15 protein-coding genes are annotated in these 16,549 nt (G+C 68.2%); 3 read left to right on the forward strand and 12 right to left on the reverse strand.

Features of this window, described 5'->3' with window-relative positions; all coding sequences use genetic code 11:
* Nucleotides 1–5 precede the first annotated feature (5 nt).
* Nucleotides 6–959, reverse strand: a complete 954-nt coding sequence (locus K7711_RS33630) for a PDR/VanB family oxidoreductase (protein ID WP_235748153.1) — start codon at nucleotides 957–959, stop codon at nucleotides 6–8.
* A 154-nt stretch (nucleotides 960–1,113) separates the two neighbouring features.
* Between K7711_RS33630 and K7711_RS33635 the strand changes: the two genes are divergently transcribed.
* Together K7711_RS33635 and K7711_RS33640 are read left to right on the forward strand one after the other, a co-directional pair.
* A complete protein-coding gene (locus K7711_RS33635) occupies nucleotides 1,114–1,899 on the forward strand; it encodes an SDR family NAD(P)-dependent oxidoreductase (protein WP_222974507.1) in 786 nt (261 codons plus the stop codon).
* Nucleotides 1,900–1,971: 72 nt separating this feature from the next.
* Nucleotides 1,972–2,634, forward strand: a complete 663-nt coding sequence (locus K7711_RS33640; RefSeq protein WP_222974509.1) for a TetR family transcriptional regulator — start codon at nucleotides 1,972–1,974, stop codon at nucleotides 2,632–2,634.
* A gap of 86 nt (nucleotides 2,635–2,720) precedes the next feature.
* Here the strand turns inward: K7711_RS33640 and K7711_RS33645 are convergent, their stop codons facing one another.
* From K7711_RS33645 to K7711_RS33690, 10 genes are all read right to left on the reverse strand, one after another.
* The gene (locus K7711_RS33645) at nucleotides 2,721–4,214 is read right to left on the reverse strand and encodes an aldehyde dehydrogenase (protein WP_222974511.1); all 1,494 of its coding nucleotides are present in this window, start codon (nucleotides 4,212–4,214) and stop codon (nucleotides 2,721–2,723) included.
* A gap of 15 nt (nucleotides 4,215–4,229) precedes the next feature.
* Nucleotides 4,230–5,054 (reverse strand): mycofactocin-coupled SDR family oxidoreductase, encoded by an 825-nt coding sequence (locus K7711_RS33650; protein ID WP_222974513.1) that lies wholly within the window; start codon nucleotides 5,052–5,054, stop codon nucleotides 4,230–4,232.
* Nucleotides 5,055–5,367: 313 nt separating this feature from the next.
* Nucleotides 5,368–7,785 carry a CaiB/BaiF CoA transferase family protein gene (locus tag K7711_RS33655; protein ID WP_222974515.1) on the reverse strand — a complete coding sequence of 806 codons (2,418 nt, stop codon included), beginning with the start codon at nucleotides 7,783–7,785 and terminating at the stop codon, nucleotides 5,368–5,370.
* A 32-nt stretch (nucleotides 7,786–7,817) separates the two neighbouring features.
* Nucleotides 7,818–9,263 carry an aldehyde dehydrogenase gene (locus K7711_RS33660; RefSeq protein ID WP_222974517.1) on the reverse strand — a complete coding sequence of 482 codons (1,446 nt, stop codon included), beginning with the start codon at nucleotides 9,261–9,263 and terminating at the stop codon, nucleotides 7,818–7,820.
* A gap of 8 nt (nucleotides 9,264–9,271) precedes the next feature.
* Complete coding sequence (locus K7711_RS33665; protein ID WP_222974519.1) at nucleotides 9,272–10,456, reverse strand: thiolase C-terminal domain-containing protein; 1,185 nt, start codon at nucleotides 10,454–10,456, stop codon at nucleotides 9,272–9,274.
* On the reverse strand, nucleotides 10,453–10,902 hold the full coding sequence (locus tag K7711_RS33670; protein WP_222974521.1) for a Zn-ribbon domain-containing OB-fold protein: 450 nt from the start codon (nucleotides 10,900–10,902) through the stop codon (nucleotides 10,453–10,455). The genes K7711_RS33665 and K7711_RS33670 overlap by 4 nt, the downstream gene beginning before the upstream one ends.
* Nucleotides 10,899–11,213, reverse strand: a complete 315-nt coding sequence (locus K7711_RS33675) for a hypothetical protein (protein WP_222974523.1) — start codon at nucleotides 11,211–11,213, stop codon at nucleotides 10,899–10,901. Before K7711_RS33675 ends, K7711_RS33670 begins: the two co-directional genes overlap by 4 nt.
* A 108-nt stretch (nucleotides 11,214–11,321) precedes the next feature.
* The gene (locus K7711_RS33680) at nucleotides 11,322–12,806 is read right to left on the reverse strand and encodes an acetyl-CoA acetyltransferase (RefSeq protein ID WP_222974525.1); all 1,485 of its coding nucleotides are present in this window, start codon (nucleotides 12,804–12,806) and stop codon (nucleotides 11,322–11,324) included.
* Complete coding sequence (locus K7711_RS33685) at nucleotides 12,803–13,840, reverse strand: LLM class F420-dependent oxidoreductase (RefSeq protein ID WP_222974527.1); 1,038 nt, start codon at nucleotides 13,838–13,840, stop codon at nucleotides 12,803–12,805. Before K7711_RS33685 ends, K7711_RS33680 begins: the two co-directional genes overlap by 4 nt.
* Nucleotides 13,841–13,885: 45 nt before the next feature.
* Nucleotides 13,886–14,695: an enoyl-CoA hydratase/isomerase family protein gene (locus tag K7711_RS33690; protein ID WP_222974529.1), complete on the reverse strand. Its 810-nt coding sequence runs from the start codon at nucleotides 14,693–14,695 to the stop codon at nucleotides 13,886–13,888.
* A 120-nt stretch (nucleotides 14,696–14,815) separates the two neighbouring features.
* On the opposite strand from K7711_RS33690, the gene K7711_RS33695 reads away from it, so the two are divergent.
* Entirely contained in the window at nucleotides 14,816–15,646 is an 831-nt protein-coding gene (locus K7711_RS33695; protein ID WP_222974530.1) for a glucose 1-dehydrogenase, read from the forward strand.
* Nucleotides 15,647–15,703: 57 nt separating this feature from the next.
* Here K7711_RS33695 and K7711_RS33700 read toward each other — a convergent pair whose 3' ends face one another.
* On the reverse strand, nucleotides 15,704–16,480 hold the full coding sequence (locus tag K7711_RS33700; RefSeq protein WP_222974532.1) for an SDR family oxidoreductase: 777 nt from the start codon (nucleotides 16,478–16,480) through the stop codon (nucleotides 15,704–15,706).
* Nucleotides 16,481–16,549: the final 69 nt, after the last annotated feature.

Here is a 16,549-nt window from a genome sequence, read left to right on the forward strand (position 1 = left end):
GTGGGTCAGAGGTCCAGGACGATCCGAGGGGTGTGACTGCGGGAAACGCAGATCATCATCGCGTCGTTCGCGGACTGCTCGTCGTCGGTGAGCACGGAGTCGCGGTGATCGGGCCGCCCGGCAAGAACGGCCACCTCGCAGGTCCCGCAAGTTCCTTCCCGGCAGGAGAAGTCGACGTTCACACCGCGCCGTTCGAGCGCGTCCAGGACGGACTCGGACTCCGTCACCTCGACCACCTCGCCGCTGCGCGCCAACTCCACCTCGAACGAGTTCGACGGTGCGGCCGGATCGATCGCTTTCGGCGTGAACCGCTCGATGTGCAGGGTGAGGTGATCGCGTGCGCGGCAGGCGGTTTCGATCGCCTGTAGCAACGGCTCGGGGCCACAGCAGTAGACCCCCGCACCTGGTTCGAGGGCGTCCAGGGCCGCGCCGAGGTCCAGCAATCCGCATTCGTCCTGCGGGCGTACCTCGACGCGGTCCGGATGGGCCGCGGACAGCTCCTCGGCGAAGGCCATACTCGTTCGCATCCGTCCCCCGTACAGCAGTCGCCACGGACGTGCACGCCCCTGGACCTCGCGCAGCATCGGCATCAGCGGGGTGATGCCGATTCCTCCGGCGACGAAAAGATAGGACTCGGCCTGGGACAGCCGAAACGCGTTGCGCGGGCCGCCGATCGGGATCAGGTCGCCGACTTGGAGTTTGTCGTGGACGTAGGCCGAACCGCCGCGCCCGTTCGGGTCGTGCAGGACCGCCACAGTCAACGTCCGCCGATCGGCCGGATCGCCACACAGCGAGTACTGGCGGGTGATGTCGCCCAGCACGAGATCGAGGTGAGCGCCGGGTTCCCACTCGGGCACCTCACCGCCGTCCGCGTCGGCGAGCGTCACCGCGACGACACCTGCGGCCACGGACTCCTTGCCGATCACCCGCATCCGTCGGTGCGTCCGACTTTCGCTCATGAACCCTGCCCACTCTCCGAAACAAACCGTCACTAAATCTTAAGCCATTAGATTTACACAAAGCAATACCCAGCTAGAAGCCTCTTGCAAGCTGCACATAACCTGTATAAACCTATAGGTGTTAGCCATCTGAGGGTGCGACAGGAGTTGCCATATGAAGACCACGGACCACACCGCCGGATCGGTGCTGGACCTGTTCCGACTCACCGGACGCGTGGCCGTCGTCACCGGCGCCGGTACCGGGCTCGGAGCCGGTTTCGCACGCGCGCTGGCCGAGGCCGGAGCGGATGTCGTGGTCGCGGCGCGCCGCCGCGACAAACTCGAACAGGTCGCCGACACCGTTGCGGCCGTGGGACGTAGGTGCCTGGTCGTGCCGACCGATGTCACCGATCCCGCACAGTGCGACGCACTCGCGCGAGCGGCCGTCGACGAGTTCGGCCGTCTGGACATCCTGGTCAACAATGCCGGGATCAGCCATGTCGCGCCCGCGACCCACGAGGACCCGCAGGATTACCGGAACGTCGTGGAGGTCAACCTGTTCGGCGCGTACTGGGCGGCGCAGGCGTGCGCTCGGGTCATGCAACCCGGATCGAGCATCGTGAATGTGGCGAGCATGCTCGGGCTGGTCAAATCCGTTCTGCCGCAGGCTGCTTACGCCTCGAGCAAGGCCGGGCTGATCGGGCTGACCCGCGATCTGTCGCACCAGTGGTCGGGACGAAAAGGTATCCGCGTCAACGCGATCGCGCCCGGATTCGTGGACACCGACATGATCGGCGAGATGTCCGGGGACACCCTGGCCGAATTCCTCCGGGACTGCTCGCTGGGCCGGACCGCCACCCAGCGGGAGATCGACGCCGCGGTGATATTCCTGGCCGCACCCGCGTCCGGATACGTGACCGGTTCGACTCTCGCCGTGGATGGCGGAACATCCGGGCACTGACCGGTACCCGCTACCATCAATCTTAAAGGCGCTAGGTAACCGGCCTGGTGCGAGCCGAGTGGAAAGCCGCAGATGCCACGACCTTCACAACCTCTGATCAGCCGCTCCGCGGTGATCGAGGCGTCCATCGAGATCATCGACTCGGAGGGCCTCGAAGCGTTCAGTCTGCCCAAACTCGCCAAGTACATCGGCGTGAGCGCGCCCTCGCTGTACCACCATTTCGCCGACCGCTCGGCGATTCTGTCCGCGGTGGCGCGCCATATCGCCGGCGCGGGATCGATCCCGCGCCGCAGGCCCGGCCCCGACTGGCCGGAGTTCTTCGTGCAGCTGGCGCTGAACTTCCGCCGGTCGATTCTGCGGCATCCCAACGCGGCCCCGATCCTGCTGCAGTACCTGCCGCGCGATCTGCTCATCGGCACCTACGAGGAGACCGCCCGCTTCCTGGAAGCCTCGGGCGTGCCGACGCACCTGCACGTACAGATCCTGGACGGGATGGAGCGGCTGAGCCTGGGCACCGCGCTCACCGACGCGGTGCGGGGTCCGAGCACGCGCACCACGATCTTCCCGAATGTCGATCCCGACTCACAGCCGATCCTGGCTCGCGCGCTGTCGGAGAACACGCTGACGTCCAAGGGGCTGTACGAGGAGATGGTTCGCAGCTTCCTCTACGGCGTGATGCGCAACGAGAACGCCCGGACCACAGCGGAATCCGAACCCGAGTCGGCCTCGGTCTAGACGTCCCGCGAGCCTGACGCCGGTGCCCGGTCGGAAAGTTCCGACCGGGCACCGGCGTCTCGACCTGTTACGGACTCCCCGCCCGGCTACTGCGCCGGGGCGGGCATATGCACAGTCTTGGTTTCGAAGAACTCCTCGAGCCCTTCGACGCCGCCCTCGCGCCCCATGCCGGACTGCTTGTAACCGCCGAAGGGCAGGGTGAAGTCGATGACCGAACCGTTCACGCTGACCGTTCCGGTGCGAATCCGTTGTGCCAGAGCGTAACCCCGGTCCAGATCCTCGGTGTAGACCGCGCCGGACAGGCCGTAGACCGAATCGTTGGCGATGGCGACGGCCTCGTCCTCGTCCTCGTAGGTGATCACCGAGATGACCGGGCCGAACACCTCCTCCTGGGCGATGCGCATATCGTTGCGCACGTCGTCGAGCAGGGTCGGCGCGACGAAGTAGCCGTGGGCCAGGCCCTCGGGCGCTGCTCCCCCGACCACGAGGCGAGCGCCCTCCTGGACCGCGGAGTCGATGTAGCCGCGAACCCGATCACGGTGGCGCGCACCGGCCAGCGGACCGAGGAAGTTCTGCGGCTCCCACGGGTTGCCCATCGGCAGCGCTCCGTAGGCCGCGGCGAGTGCCGCGACGACCTCGTCGTGCCGCTGCCGCGACACCAGAACTCTGGTCAGCGCGATACAGGCCTGACCGGACTGCATACATCCGCCCATGGGCAGCGATTGCAGCACATGGTTCAGGTCGGCGTCGTCCAGGACGATCGCGGCGGACTTTCCGCCCAATTCCAGTGAGACACGGGCGATCCGGTCACCGGCCAGCGCAGCGATGCGCCGACCCGCCGCCGTGGATCCGGTGAAGGTGATGTGGTCCACCCGCGGATCGGTGACCAGGGTTTCGGAGACCTCGCGGTCGGCGATCAGCACGCTGACCACGCCCTCGGGCACCAGCCCCTCCGCGACGAGTTCGGCGATCACATCGGCGAACACCGCCGGTGACAACGGCGCGTCCGGGGCGCCCTTCAAGATCACCGAACATCCCGCGGCCAGCGCCGGGGCGACCTTGAAGGCGATGGTGCCGATCGGGCCGTTCCACGGAATGATCGCGGCGACAACGCCGGTGGGCTCGCGCAGGATCCGGGAGACGCCGCCGTCCGCGCGCACACGGTCCTCGCGCTGTTCGAAGTTCCGGGCCTCGGCGGCGACCGCATGGAACAGTCCCGCACTCATCTGCTGGGTCATACCACTGACGGTGACCGGCACACCGACCTCGAGTACGCCGATGGTGGTGAGCTCCTCGATGCGCTGTTCGAGGCGGGCGCCGATCTCGTCGATCACTTGGGCCCGTTCGGTCATGGTCTTGCCCGACCAGACCCCGGCGTCGAAGCTGCGCCGCGCGGCCTCGACCGCGCGGGCGACGTCATCGGTTGTGGCACTGCGGATCCGGGCGGCGCGCTGCTCGGTCCACGGGTCGATCAGGTCGATCCATTCCTCGCCGGTCGAGTCGACCCAGCGGCCGCCGATGAAGACCTGTTCCCGGTCGGCGACGGACGATGTGGTGACAGCGGTGTCGGTGGTGGTCATCGCGATGGCCCTTTCTCAGCGGTTGTTGTAGCCGGCGTCGACGGGCAGCGTCACGCCGGTGATGTATCGGGCCTCGTCGGAGGCCAGGAAGGCCAGTGCGTTGCTGACGTCGATCGCTTCGATCAGCTCGACCGGCATCGGGTTCTTGTACGCCTCGTCGTTGGCCACCTCGGGATGCGAGTTGACGAAGGCGCCGTATTCGGCGTTGGCGACCATCGGGGTGTTCACGCCGGTCGGGTGGATCGTGTTGACCCGGATGGAATGCTTCGCGAGCTGCTTGGAGTACAACCGCATCAGCCCGACGACGCCGTGCTTGGCCGCGGAGTAGCCCGCCTGCCCGGGAAAGGTGTTCAGGCCCATGCTGGTCAGTCCGGCGGCCGAGCTGGTGATGGTGATCGAGCCGCCGTCGCCGCGCTCGACCATCGGCGGGACGGCCACCTCGAGGGTGTGCCACACGCCGGTGAGCATGGTGTCGACCGCGTCGTGCCAGGCCTGCGGTTGGCTGCCCTGATCGATCACCGGCATGATGCCCGCGTTCGCGACGATGATGTCGACGAATCCGAACTCCTGCACGCCCGCGTCGTACGCCCGCTGCACATCCGCCCGGTCGCGCACGTCACCGATGGTGGTGACGATCCGCCCGCCGGCCTTCTCGACCAGGCGGGTGGTCTCGGCGAGGTCGTCCTCGGTGGCCATCGGATAGAACACCGACGGGATCTGCGCGCAGATGTCCATGCCGACGATCGCCGCGCCCTCTTCTGCGAGCCGCACAGCGTGGGACCGGCCCTGCCCGCGCGCCACACCGGTGATGAAAGCGACCTTGCCTTCGAGACGTTTCATGAAATTCCTTCTCTCACTGACTTTTCCGGATGCGGGCCGGATTCGGCGCGGGAATGCCCGGTTTGCCGGCGCGAACCGTACGCAGAGGTTCGCGGCGACCGCGGGCCCGGCCGGAGATGTCGAGCGGCTGTGAATGCCGTCACATCACCGTAGCGCCCGAAGACCTCACGGTCAACAACTGACAGATTTTGTCATTTATATCGTGCGACAATTGAAGACGCAGGGTAAATGTCCATCTAGCTGCGAACATGAGGAGGTAAACCTACGGTCTTTCCAATAAACGACGCGACCGAGGTGACTGATATGAAACTATCTACCGTAGGTTTTCCGACGATGCGGCGGCCAGTGCGGGGTCGTCGGCCGACGGTTGCAGGACGCCGTCGCGAACCAGTGCGTCGATCTGCGTACCGGACATGTCCAGCAAATCGGCACAGATCTCGCGGGTGTGCTGACCTGGCAGCGGCGCGGGTCGCGTGGCAGGATCAGCGATCTCCCCGAATCGTGCTGCGCGGGCTGTTGCGGGCAGATCCGTGGTCAGCAGGTCGTGCTGGACCAGCGTGTAGGTTTCACGGGCAGTCAGGTGCGGGTCGGTGAGCAACTGTGGCAGCCGCAGCATCGGGCCCGCTGGGACACCTGCCGCCTGTAGGGTGGCGGCTGCCTCCTGCGGATCACGCGCCCGGGTCCATTCGGATACCACGGCGTCCACCTCGGCGCGATGCCGAATCCGTTGCGTCACAGAGGAGAAGCGTTCGTCGTTCACGAGGTCTGGACGCCCCAGGACCTCACACAGGCTCCGCCACTGCGCGTCGTCGCCGACGGTCACCACACACCACTCGTCGTCACCGGCGCACGCGTAGACGCCGCTGGGAGCAGCGTAGGGATCCGAATTGCCGGACACTACAACCGATCCCGGCGCGAGCGCTTCAGCGACCAGTTGGGTGCCCAGCTGGACGAGCGCGGTATCCGCCTGGGCCACTTGGATATCGGTACCTCGACCGCTGCGTCGTCGGGCGATCAACGCGGCCAGGACCGCGCCGGCGGTAATGTGCGCGGCGATGTGGTCCGGGTAGACGGTCTGTCCGTCACACAGCAGTTCCGCGTTGTCCGGATAGCGCCACAGGGCCGACACCCCGCACGAGGCGCGCACCAGGGGACCGTATCCCAGCCTGGTACGCCACCCGCCGGTAGCACCGAAGGCGCTGGATTCCGATACCACGATGCGCGGATTGAGCGCGGACAGGGATTCGTAGGACAGCCCCATCGCGGCCAGGGTGCCGGGCTTGAAGTTCGCCAGCACCACATCCGCCTCGGCGACCAGCCTGCGGAACAAGGCAGCCCCTTCCGGCCGCCGCAGGTCCACGCCCAGGCTCCGTTTGTTGCGGTGCCCCCACGCCACCGAGGCAGCCAGGGCCGCACCGCGTTTGGACTGACGCAGGCCGTCCGGGAAGTTCGCGTTCTCGATCTTGATCACATCGGCGCCGTAGTCGGCGAACTGCCTGCTGAGCTCCGCGCCGAAGACGATCACCCCCAGATCCAGGACCCGAAGTCCGGCCAACGGAGCGGCCGAGGGATCTCCGGTACCGGTGTCGGCGGCGCGATGGTCAGGGGTCACGATGTCGTCGTGCTCGCCGGGTTGCGGTGCGCGCGTGCGGATCCCGGCGCGCACGCCGCCGATGCCGACGTACCCCGACGGCGCCTTCGCGTATGTGCCCGGAGCGATCTCGGTCTGCACGAGTGCGCCCGAGTCCTCGAAATGCGGTGTGGTCAGGACCTCGGCCAGGGTGTGCACCCCACCGACCGGAACGCCGCGGCGAGCGCCCTCCTCGACCAGCTCGGCCTGGGTTCGGGTAGCGAACAGTTCGCCGATCAGCGGGTGCAGCGAAGCGGCCGCGGCGAACCGCGCCGGAATCGTGTCGTATGTCGGATCGGCGAATTCGGCCGGCGCGCCGAGCCATTCGAACATCCCCCGCCACTGCCGCTTGGCCAGCAGGCAGATGCGCACGTGCCCGTCCTTACAGGCGAACACGGGATAGAAGTCGGCCGCATCGGGCCGCCCGCGCGGGAAGTCCTCGGAACGCCCGGCCGCGGCGGAACCCTGCGTGCCGAATCCGGGATCGAAGCCGTGCACGATCGCCTCGAAGGCCGAAACATCCACGGCCTCACCGTGTCCGGTTTCCAGTCGGCGCAGGTAGGCCAAAAGAGTCGCCCACACCGCGTGCGCGCCAACGGTTTCCTCCACCAGGCCCGCCGGAGGCAACAGCGGCTCGATGCCGGGTGCGCCCGAGCGAGACAGCACACCCGAGAGCGCGTAGAGCACCGGTTCGGTGGCCACCCAATCCCGGTATGGGCCGCTCTGCCCGAAACCGGTGATCGATGTCCAGACCACACCCGGTGCGGCAGAACGTATCTCGGCCGGACTCACACCCAGTTCCGCGAGCCGCCCCGGCGGGGACGACTCGACGACGATATCGGCGCTGCGGGCCAGCTCGCGGAAGCGCTCGGCCCCCGCCGCGGTGGCCAGATCCACGGTGATGCCGAGCTTGTTGGCATTGCGCAGGGCGAACGCGATACTGGTCCCCGCGGCCGTGGGCTCCGCCGACCGACTGCGCGAGCCGCCGGGCGGTTCGACGCGGATCACCTCGGCCCCGAGGTCGGCCAGATAGCGGCCGCAGGATTCGCCGAGACCGTCGGTGAGATCCAGCACGCGGGTGCCGGCCAGCGGAAGTGTCATCGTTGGCTCCGTTCGATCGGTGATCCGGCGATTCAGCGGGTGCCGAAATACACCGATTTGGTGCGGTAGTACGACGCGATCCCCTCCGGCCCGAGCTCACGTCCCAGGCCGGAGAACTTCACCCCGCCGAAGGGGGCGTCCAGATCCAGCAGGTAGTGGTTGACGCCGAAGGTGCCGCTGTCGATGCGATCGGCGATGGCCAGACCGCGTTCCTCGTCGGTGGTCCACACCGTCCCGCCCAGGCCGTAGTGGGAGTCGTTGGCGATGGCGATCGCCTCCTGCTCGGTGTCGAACGGCGTGATCGTCAGAACCGGCCCGAAGATCTCCTCCTGGGCGATGCGCGCGGAATTGTCCACGCCCTCGAATACCGTCGGCTCCACGAACCAGCCCACCGGCTGGTCTGCGGGAACGCCGCCGCCGGTGGTGACCCGGTAACCGTCCGCGCGCCCGGCATCGACGTAGCCGAGCACCCGGTCGCGTTGCGCCACGCTCACCAGCGGTCCGATCTGGGTGGCCCGATCCAGCGGATCACCGATCCGCAGCGCACGCACCGTCTCGGTGACCACGTCCACCACCTCGGCATACCGCGAGCGCGGGGCCAGGATCCGGGTCCCGGCGTGACAGGTCTGGCCGTTGTTCACCAGCGACACCTCGAGCAGCTTCGCCGCGAACTGTTCGAGATCCGCGTCGACGGTCACGATGGACGCCGATTTCCCACCGAGTTCGAGCGTCACCGGACGCAACAGCCGCCCGCACACCTCACCGATGGCCCGCCCCGCCGGAGTGGAGCCGGTGAACGCCACCTTGTCCACGCCGGGATGTTCGACCAGGTACGCGCCACCCGCCCGATCGGCGGGCACGATGTTCAGCACGCCCGCAGGCAGTCCGGCCTCGATGGCCGCCTCGGCGAAAACATAGGCATCCAAAGCGGTTTCGGGAGCGGGCTTGAGCACGACGGTGCATCCGGCGGCGAGCGCGGGCGCGAGTTTCATCGCCGCGAGCGACTGCGGGTAGTTCCACGGCGTGATGGCCGCGACCACCCCGACCGGTTCATGTCGCACGACCGTGCGGCCCCCGAATGCACTGGACCGCACATCCTCTCGCGCCGCGCCGCGAATCAGGCGGGCGTAGTACTCGATCATCAGCGCGGGTGCGTACCCGTTGACGTTGATCGATGTCGTGATCGGCATGCCGTTCTCACGACTGGCCAGCGCCGCGGTCTGCTTGGCGCGCGATTTCAGCGCCGCCGCGAAACGATCGAGATGGTCGGCCCGTTCGCCGGCGTCCAGGGCACGCCAGTCCGCCAGCGCCCGGCGTGCCGCCGCGACCGCCGCGTCGATGTCGGCCGGATCGGCCAGTGCCGCCGTGCCGAGCACCTTTTCGGTGGCGGCTTCGATGACCTCGACCGCGGCCGCGGTGCTCGGTGCGACCCAGTTCCCGTCGACGAACAGGGAGGGGCGATCGTATGTGGTGTCCATAGCGGTCCTCAGAGGGTGTCTTCGTGCCCGAACAGGGTGGAGCTGACCAGCGGCGCCATCGGACCACCGATGAACAGCGAAACCCGCGCGCCCGGAACAGGATTGGTAGATGTGCCGCGGATCTGACGCACCGCTTCCACGGCCAGTCCCATACCGTTGACGAAGGAGTCGGCGATATTGCCGCCGCTGGTGTTGACCGGTAGTTTCCCGATTCCGGCGGTCAGGTTGTCGACGGTGAGAATGTCTCCGGCGGCCGGGCCCGCAGGCGCGAATCCGTGATCGATCAGCGCGGAAACGGCGGGGCCGCTGAAGTTCTCGTACACCTGGACCACGTCGACGTCGTCGTGGGTCAGTCCGGCCGCGGCCCACAGCCGGTCCGCGACTCCGGGTCGCCCGGGGCGACCGGCGAATCCGGCGCTGGTGTAGAGATCGTCGTTGTCGATGATCGAGGAATATCCGCCCGGCGCGCCCTGCGCACCGGCGAGCACGTATGCCGCGTCCGGTCGCATGGCGCGGGCGCGTTCACCCGAGACGAGCACGAGCGCGACCGCGCCGTCACTCTCGCGGGAGCAGTCGAACAGGTGGAACGGTTCGGTGATCATCCGGGAGGACTCGTAGGTCGCCTCGTCCAGCGGCCTGCCGTATCCAGCGGCGGTCGGGTTGTTCTGCGCGTGCCGGTAGGCGGCGAGCACCAGCGCGCGCATCGCCTCGCGGGGCACCCCGTCGTGTTCGAGCAGTCGCTGCGTGCGCAGCGCACAGACCTGCGCCGGGGAGCCCACACCGTGCGCGAGGTAGTGCGGGCCGTAGAAATACTTCGCGTAGCCGAGCCGACCGGTGTCCTCCTGGGCCATCGACCGGAAGACCACGACGGTCTCGGCCTGCCCGGTGGCGATCGCGACGGCGGCGTTGTTGATCGCGGCCGCCACGGCGCCGCCCCCGCCACCCCACATCATGTTCGACCACCGCACGTCCCGGACGCCGAGTGCGCCGCCCAGGATCGCGCCGTCGTGCCCGCCGCCCGCGTAGGAGACGAACCCGTCCAGCTCGCTGGGTGAGATTCCGGCGTCGGCGCACGCGGAGACGATGGCCTCCAACGTCATTCGCAGCTCGCCGTGCGGCGCGCCGCCTCGCTTGTAGTGCAACTCGGCCGCACCCACCACCGCGGCCGCGCCGCGCAATGTCGTTCCGCTCATGCTCGCGCTCCCTCGGTGTCGGCGCGGCGCCACCGCAGCAGGGGCCACGTCGCTCCGGGATCGAGCTCGATGTGGCCGACGACCTGGTCGCCGATCCGCACGTTCTCGGGCACATCGTCCACCAGAAGGCCCAGCACCCTTCGGTTTCCGGCTCGCGGCAGTTCCACCAGAACGGTCACGTACGGCACTCGGTCGGCGAGTTCGGTGATGAAGGGGTAGTGGCTGCGGGCCCAGCTGTACACGGTGCCGGCCGCCTCGACCGCCTCCCAGCCCGGGTCGAAGGTGTGACAGGTCGCGCAGATCCACTGCGGGCCCCAGATCCACGCACCGCAGTGACCGCAATGTTGCAGTCGCAGTTCACCTTCGGCCAGCCCCTCCCAGTAGGGCCGGTCCAGGCCGTCCGCCGCGGGCCCCCACGGCAGATCGAGTGTCGGCGTCTCACTCATGCCGATGCTCCGGACACCGGAAAGTTCTCCAGCGCAGCGGCTTTCCAGACACCGTCGCGCAGTTCCCAGATCGAGCGCAGGCCGATCACGCCGTCGGGGGTGTCGTAGACGGTCTCGCCGATCTGCTTGTCGTCCTCGGCGCGCACGTCCTGGATCCGGAAGCTGTTGACCACTCCGCGCGGGACGGTCACACCCTCGAACACCGCGGGGATGTTCTCCTGCACCATATCGGCCAGGGCGGCTTTGAAATTGCCGTCGGCGACGGTGCCGACGTGCCGCTCGTACAGTTCGCGAAAGTCTTGTTCAGGCATTCGAGTTCTCCTCGCTTCCCTGGTGACGCAAGGCGCCACCGATATTTTTACCTTAAGCCTTTAGGTTTATCGGGTCAATCGTCGACCGCTGACGAAGGACCGAATCGGTCAGTTGTCGAACCGGAATTCCCCCTCGGCGCCGACCCGCACCGACTCCTCGGCCGGCTCCGTGTTCGTCAGGCGCGCCAGCGTGTCCGGTTCGCGGGTCGAGGCCAGTGTGCGTCCGCCGTCGGGCGTGCGCGCGGAGAGGAACCCGAGTTCGGGTTCGCCCGATCGGGAGTACACGACCGTCCACGATTCCGACAGTGCCGCACCCTCGTAGTCCGGATGCGCCCGAACGGTGGGTTCCCGGTCGACGCTGTCCTGCACATCGACGCGGCGGAAGCCCGCCCGAGGCGGCTCGGTGCGATACACCCCGAAGGCGTGTTTGGTCAGATAGCCGCCGTTGGCGGTGAGCAGTCCGTAGCTGCCCGGCTCCCGCCGCAATCGGGTGGCCAGCGTCGCGATCGCGTGCGTGCTGTAGTTGTTCCACGGCCCACCGGCGAAGGTCAGCCCCCCGGTCACCGTGAGCGGGCGGTCGGGATCATCTGTGGGAAGGCCGATTTCGTGCGCCGCGACCTGGACCGCGGAGGGGAAGCACGAGTAGACGTCGATGTGGGCGATATCGTCGAGACCGATCCCGGCCAGTTCGAGCGCCCGCGCACTCGCGTGCCGGATCGCGGGTGAGCGATCCAGCGCTGCGCGTTCGGCGATGTCGTAGGTGTCGTGCGCCTCGGTACCCGCCTGCGGGAACACCCAGTTCTCCCGTGGAATCCCCAGTCGCCGAGCCACTTCCACCGAACACAGCAACACCGCCGCGCCCTGCTCGACCATATTGTTGGAGTTCAGCAGTTTGGTGTAGGGCGAAGCGACCCACCGGTTGCGCTCCCCCGGGGTGATGATCTCGCTGCCGGTGTAGGCGCGTTGCGTCCAGGCGTACGGATTCGTGGCGGCGACCTGGCTGAACCGGGACCACAGCTCCCCGATCACCTCTCGATGCTTGTCCATCGACCGCCCCGCCGACAGGCGCAGCGCCTGCTCGAACAGCGGATAGATGTAGGCGGGCCGGTCCAGCCCCGCGCGACGCTCGGTCTCCGATCGCATCGGAACCTCCGGAACCAGCATCGGGGCAGCGGGTACCGACTCGTCCTGAACCGTCCAGTGCGGGCGTACTCCCTTCGCGCGCAACGTCGTTCGCGTCCGCCAGGATTCGGCCCCGCCGATCAGCACGACATCGCAACGTCCCGCCGCGATGTCCTGCGCGGCCTGATTGACCAGTACCTGCGGTGTGCTGCCACCGCTGCCGGTGTAGCCGGTGTGCCGGGGCGTTGCGCCGATCCACGCGCCGACCAGCGCACCGGGATCGCGATACCGCCACGACAGCAGCCCGACGATCCGTACGGAATCGACGAGTTCGAGCAGCCGCGTGCTGCCCGCCTCGGCGGCGGCTCGCGCGGCAGCGTCGGCGATCAGTGCGGCCGGTTCGCGCGCACCTTCGCGCTCGTTGAGCTGTCCGCCGCCGACCAGTACCGGTGTCCGGGGATCCAGGCTCACGACCGCACCGCCTCGAGGATCCGCTCCCGTGATTCCGGACGCGGCCAGCCGCCGAGGATGAGTGTGGTCAGAACTGTCGGCTTCCAACGTTTCACGATGTCCTCACAGATCTTGTCGACGGGCCCGACGAGCGCGACGTCCTCCACCATCGCCGTGGGAACCGCCTGAGCGGCCAGATCGGCGCGCCCGGCCAGATAGAGCCGCTGAATCTCGGCGCACTCCCGGCCCCAGCCCATCCGCACGAACACGTCGTTGTGGAAATTGGCCCCCTTGGCCCCCATACCGCCCGCGTACAGCGCAACCACCGGCTTGAGCCGTGCCGCCGCGCGTTCGAGGTCCTCGTCCTCGGACAGCCAGCACACATTGGCCACCTCGAAGTCTGCGGCGGTGCGGCGAGCACCCTCGCGGGCGAAACCTTCGGCGAGCGCGGCGCGGTAGAACTCGTCGGTCTTCGGCGAGAACCACAGCGGCGTCCAGCCGTCGGCGATCTCCGCGGCGAGCGCGACGTTCTTCGGGCCCTCCGCGCCGAGGTAGACCGGGATGTCGGGCCGCAGCGGATGCACGATGGACTTCAGCGGCTTGCCCAGACCGGTTCCACCACCGTAGGGCAGCTGAAAGTGCTTGCCCTCGAACGTCACCGGCTCCGCGCGCGCCCACACCGCGCGCATCACCGCGACGTATTCGCGGGTGCGTTCCAGCGGGCGCGGATAGGGCTGTCCGTACCAGCCCTCGACCACCTGCGGGCCCGAGGCGCCGATGCCCAGGATCAGCCGTCCGCCGCTGAGGTGATCGATGGTCTGGGCGGCCATCGCCAACGCCGTGGGGGTGCGCGCGGAGATCTGGCACACCGAGGTTCCCAGCGCGATCCGGCTGGTCCGCGCACCCCACCAGGCCAGCGGGGTGAGTGCGTCCGAGCCGTAGGATTCCGCGGTCCAGAAGCTGTCCACCCCGAGCGCCTCGGCCTCGGCGATGGTCTGCTCCATGCGCCGGGGCGGGTGCGAACCCCAGTATCCGGCCATCACGCCGACCTTCACCGCGACCTCCCGTCGTTCATTGCTGTCGTCAAAGCTGTTGTCCTGTCAGTGATTCCGGTATACCGGCGGGCGCTTGTCGAGGAACGAGTGCACCGCCTCACGATGGTCGCGGGTCGTGGCGGCCAGGATCTGGGTCCGGTTCTCCAGGTCGATCGCGGCGCGCAGGCTCGGCACCTCGAGGTTGGACCACATCACCTCCTTGGTCATCCACACCCCGAACGGGCTGTTGCGGGCGATCGCCTCCGCCGTGTCGAGCGCGACGTCGAGCAGCCGGTCGGCGGGCTCGATCGAGGACACCAGGCCGATCCGCTCGGCCTCCTCTGCGGGGACCGATCGTCCGGTGAGCAGAATCTGTGCGGCCCTGGCGAATCCGATCATCCGGGGCAGCAGCCAGCTGACTCCGATATCGCAATTGGACAGCCCGCGATTGATGAACGAGGCGTGCAGCGCGGCATCGGCGGCGATGATCCGGATGTCGGCCATCAGCGCCAGCGCCATCCCGCCGCCGGCCGCGGCGCCGTTGATCGCCGCGATCACCGGGGCACGCACACCGCGGAACGCCTCGACCAGTCCGGCGATGTGCTGTTGCACGCGCAATCCCGCCTGCGCCCGCCCTTCCCCATCGGCTGCGCCGGGCGGCGTGCCGTAGCCGCGCAGATCGAGTCCGGCGCAGAAGGCGCGACCGTTACCGGTCAGGACGATCGCCCGGACCTCCGAGTCGTGACGCACCTGCGCCAGCACTCCGTGCAGCGCCTCGATGAGTTCGGCGTTCATCGCATTGAGCGCCTCCGGTCGGTTCATCCGGATCAGCAGGATGCCGGGGCGGGGACGCTCGGTCTGGATCACATCGGACATGTGTCGGACTTCCTCGAATCGTCGGCGACGGTCGCGCCACAGGCGGTACCGTCGAACTATAAAGCTAATACCTTTAGATAAATTACTCAAGGTAGAGGCCAAATCGAAAGGCTTGCACAGATGATGGAACGGAACGGCGGAGTCGTCGTGGTGACCGGTGGCGCGAGTGGGATCGGAGCCGCGACCTGCGAGCTGCTGGGCCGGCGCGGGAGCCGGATGGTGGTCACCGATATCGACGACGCCCGAGGCGCGGCAGTGGCGGAGAGTCTCGGCGGTCGCGGCGTGTATCTGCATGTCGACGTGACCCGGGAGCAGGACATCGCCGCCGCGATCGACACCGCGATCGAGCGGTTCGGGCGGGTGGATGCCGTGGTGAACAACGCCGGACGGGTCGGCGCGTGGACGTACCTGCAGGACATCACGCTCGAGGAGTGGGACGCGACGTTCGCGGTGCTGGCGCGCAGCGCGTTCCTGGGCACCAAACACGCCGCGCGCGTGATGCGCGAGCAGGGATTCGGCGCCATCGTCAACGTCTCCTCGGTGGCGGCGTTGCGCACCGGATTCGGCCCGCATCCCTACGGCGCGGCCAAAGCCGCGATCCTGCAGCTGACCCGCAGTGCGGCAAGGGAACTCGCACCGCACGGCGTCCGCGTGAACGCCGTGACACCCGGCGGCGTCGCCACCCGGATCCAGGGCCACGGCGCGGGCCTGGAAGGCGATGCGCTCGATGCGAGCGTCGACGAGGTCCGCCACGGGCTGCGCACCTTCCAGCCCATCCCACGAGCGGGCGAGGGCACGGACATCGCGGAGGCCATCGCCTATCTCGTCTCCGACGCGGCCTCGTTCGTCACCGGTCAGAACATCGTCGTGGACGGTGGATTGACTCTCGGCAAGGGCTGGCCCGCGAACTACCGCGCCGAGGCCGAGGCTGTCGGCGGGCATTCGGGCTGATCCGCATGCGCCGGGCGCGGGGCGGCCGCGATTCGCGATGCCCTCGCGCCCGGCGAGTCAGATGCCGACCGGCCCGCCCAGCCAGACGCCGACCTCCTCACCCGAGACGTGCTGGCCCGCATCACTGACCAGGAAAGACACTGTGGCCGCAACGGATTCGGCCGGTATGCGCGGCCAGTGTTCGGCCAGGGTCCGCGCCGCATCCGATCCGCCCGAGGCGATGATGTCGGTCTCGACGAAACCGGGCATGACCGCGTTGACCGTCACCCCGCGCCGGGCGAGTTCCTGCGCCATCGCGCGAGTCATCCCGGCCAGTCCCGCCTTGGCCGCAGCGTAGGCGCTCATCCCCGGCGAGGGCCGTCGCCCGCCCGACGGGCTACTGACGAAAACAACCCTGCCCCAGCCTTTTTCGTACATCGCAGGCAGAGCCGCATGAGTGCAGTAGAAGGCGCCGCTGAGATTCACGCCGATCACCCGATCCCAGTCCCGGGGCGAGAGCTGCCGAGCCGAACCGAACAGGTTCATCCCGGCATTGTTGACCAGCACGGTCGGCGCGCCGAATTCGGCGGTGGCCTGTTCGATCAAGTATGCGGCCTGCGTGGGGTCGGAGACGTCGGCGCGGATTGCGGTCGCCCTGCCACCCGAGGCGGTGATCTCCTCGGCCACCTGCCTCGCCGGGCCCTCGCTCGCGGAATAGTTGACCGCCACGGCGAATCCGTCGGCGGCCAGCCGGTGTGCGATCGCCGCTCCGATCCCCCGGCCGCCGCCGGTGACCACCGCGACGCGCGCCGGATCTCTCGATGTCGAATCCGTCGCCGCCGCAGATACTTCCATGCCATTCCGTCCTTCATTACTCGAGCTGAACTTCTGTCGTTCCTGCGCCGAACCGGGGACGACCGAACC

Source organism: Nocardia coffeae, from assembly GCF_019890715.1.
Lineage (GTDB): Bacteria > Actinomycetota > Actinomycetes > Mycobacteriales > Mycobacteriaceae > Nocardia > Nocardia jiangxiensis.

Coding starts and splice junctions, on each gene's coding strand:
- K7711_RS33630 (WP_235748153.1), bottom strand. CDS start 959: ATGAGCGAAAGTCGGACGCACCGACGGATGCGGGTGATCGGCAAGGAG.
- K7711_RS33635 (WP_222974507.1), top strand. CDS start 1,114: ATGAAGACCACGGACCACACCGCCGGATCGGTGCTGGACCTGTTCCGA.
- K7711_RS33640 (WP_222974509.1), top strand. CDS start 1,972: ATGCCACGACCTTCACAACCTCTGATCAGCCGCTCCGCGGTGATCGAG.
- K7711_RS33645 (WP_222974511.1), bottom strand. CDS start 4,214: ATGACCACCACCGACACCGCTGTCACCACATCGTCCGTCGCCGACCGG.
- K7711_RS33650 (WP_222974513.1), bottom strand. CDS start 5,054: ATGAAACGTCTCGAAGGCAAGGTCGCTTTCATCACCGGTGTGGCGCGC.
- K7711_RS33655 (WP_222974515.1), bottom strand. CDS start 7,785: ATGACACTTCCGCTGGCCGGCACCCGCGTGCTGGATCTCACCGACGGT.
- K7711_RS33660 (WP_222974517.1), bottom strand. CDS start 9,263: ATGGACACCACATACGATCGCCCCTCCCTGTTCGTCGACGGGAACTGG.
- K7711_RS33665 (WP_222974519.1), bottom strand. CDS start 10,456: ATGAGCGGAACGACATTGCGCGGCGCGGCCGCGGTGGTGGGTGCGGCC.
- K7711_RS33670 (WP_222974521.1), bottom strand. CDS start 10,902: ATGAGTGAGACGCCGACACTCGATCTGCCGTGGGGGCCCGCGGCGGAC.
- K7711_RS33675 (WP_222974523.1), bottom strand. CDS start 11,213: ATGCCTGAACAAGACTTTCGCGAACTGTACGAGCGGCACGTCGGCACC.
- K7711_RS33690 (WP_222974529.1), bottom strand. CDS start 14,695: ATGTCCGATGTGATCCAGACCGAGCGTCCCCGCCCCGGCATCCTGCTG.
- K7711_RS33695 (WP_222974530.1), top strand. CDS start 14,816: ATGATGGAACGGAACGGCGGAGTCGTCGTGGTGACCGGTGGCGCGAGT.
- K7711_RS33700 (WP_222974532.1), bottom strand. CDS start 16,480: ATGGAAGTATCTGCGGCGGCGACGGATTCGACATCGAGAGATCCGGCG.